General features: G+C 52.1%; 2 protein-coding genes and 1 pseudogene. All 3 read right to left on the bottom strand.

Annotated features, from left to right (window positions below):
• Positions 1-420 precede the first annotated feature (420 nt).
• A pseudogene (locus GTGU_RS25940) lies at positions 421-603 on the bottom strand (ead/Ea22-like family protein); the annotation flags it as partial.
• Between the two features lie 341 nt (positions 604-944).
• Positions 945-1,247, bottom strand: coding sequence for a hypothetical protein (locus GTGU_RS23115; protein ID WP_038163352.1), 303 nt, complete (start codon positions 1,245-1,247; stop codon positions 945-947).
• An 89-nt stretch (positions 1,248-1,336) separates the two neighbouring features.
• Positions 1,337-1,630: host-nuclease inhibitor Gam family protein (locus GTGU_RS23110; protein WP_038163349.1), on the bottom strand; the 294-nt coding region annotated here is incomplete at its 5' end.

Raw genomic sequence — 1,630 nt, 5'->3', positions numbered from 1 at the left:
TCCGGCGGCTGTAAATGCATCATGGATCTCATGCAGCGCCGGTGCTGAATCCAGACCATGACGGTCGCACCAGTCAACCAGATTTACGCACAACCCGACATCGCGACCGAAATCATCACCCACAGCGCCGTTATCCAGCCATGCATCCCAGGCAACATAAAAATCATGCAGCACACTGGAAGACCCTGGTTTCGGATGGGCGGGCGTGGTGGTGTGGCAGGCAAGTACAGCCTTCCATGCGAGCCTTATCTGACGCTCGATATAAAAGCCAGAAACAGGGTAGCGTCTGGTGCTCTTCCCGGTGGACGGCACCCATGCTTCAAAACGCGCCCTTAAATCCGACACTGATGGTACTGACTGCGGAGCTGCCGATGCTGCTATGCGCTTCTCTGCGGCTTCCGCTCTGCGTATCCACGAGTCAACATTTTCCCTGACCTCATCAACGGCATCACAAAAACCGAATGCGTTGCTCCACTCAGGACGTTCTCCCGTGCCTGCCTCGTATATATCCGCTAACGCGTACTCAGCATTATCGCGCTCAGCAATAAGCTGACTTTCGCTACGCTCCAGTTCTGCTATGCGCTTCTCTGCGGCTTCCAGCCTGCGTTTCAGCTCTTCGTTCTCTTCAACCAGAGAGCAGGCGGCTTCATGATTAACCAGACTATCGTGACGGGCTTCCTCGTAGGCTTGGCGATAGACCTCTGTCAGGCTGACTCCATCCAGAGTTTCCAGCGCTTCCATCCAGCTCTTACGCACCCTCACGAGTAAGTCGAACTGCGAACGGACAGAAACGATGAGCATATAGCGCACTATATTTGCGAACGGCGTGGTGCTGTCATCGTGCAACAGTTCTTCAATGTCATTACCTCCCGTGTTGTTGAAGAGCGGCAGATACTGCCTCATCCAGTCAGGAACCACGTAGATTTCTTTCGGTGATAATCTGCTCATTTTGTAGGCGCCCCTTCACACGGTTGCTGACGATCTATCCTCTCTAACTCGGCCAGCAGGAGCGCGGTGGCTTTCACCAGGTTGCGGCGATAGTCAGACGGTTTGAAGCTGGCAGCGGGCCAGTCAGCAGGCCAGTAATTTCCAGCTTCCATTGGTTCGATATAGCTGATGGCCGCAGCAGCCAGTTCGCCCTCAATATAAGTATCGTCCTGCTGTACACTGAACCCCTTTACTGATTGCTGGCGCTGGCGCTCTGCCAGCACATCAGAAACGGCATTACTGATTACATAGTTATTCATATAAACCTCATCGCTTTTGGCTGCCTGCGGGCGCACGAAGCCCCGGCAGGCATGCCGTATTAATTGACGCTATGTTTAAAGAGAATTAATCAGTCAGTTACAGACTGTTCAAACGGGATTATTTCGAAATCTTCCACTCCTGTTTTAATCGCTATTCCGGCAATACCTTTAACTTCAGTTGGTGACGCAAGAATAGCCTCTTTATTAATCTCTTCTTTATTACGAAGAAATTTACCCAGACTTAATTTTTTCAGCATCGCAATAACATCTTCAACCTTGCGAATAGTGACGCTGGGTGGGCGGGCACGCCAGCGAACTTCACCCGTCGTGAGGTTGGCCGTCTTGGTTTTGCCGTCGCGGGTCAGTTCAGCGCGGTTGGCTTC

It is taken from the genome of Trabulsiella guamensis ATCC 49490, from assembly GCF_000734965.1.
In the GTDB taxonomy this organism is placed as follows: Bacteria; Pseudomonadota; Gammaproteobacteria; order Enterobacterales; family Enterobacteriaceae; genus Trabulsiella; species Trabulsiella guamensis.
This window is presented reverse-complemented; position numbering and strand designations above follow the sequence as displayed.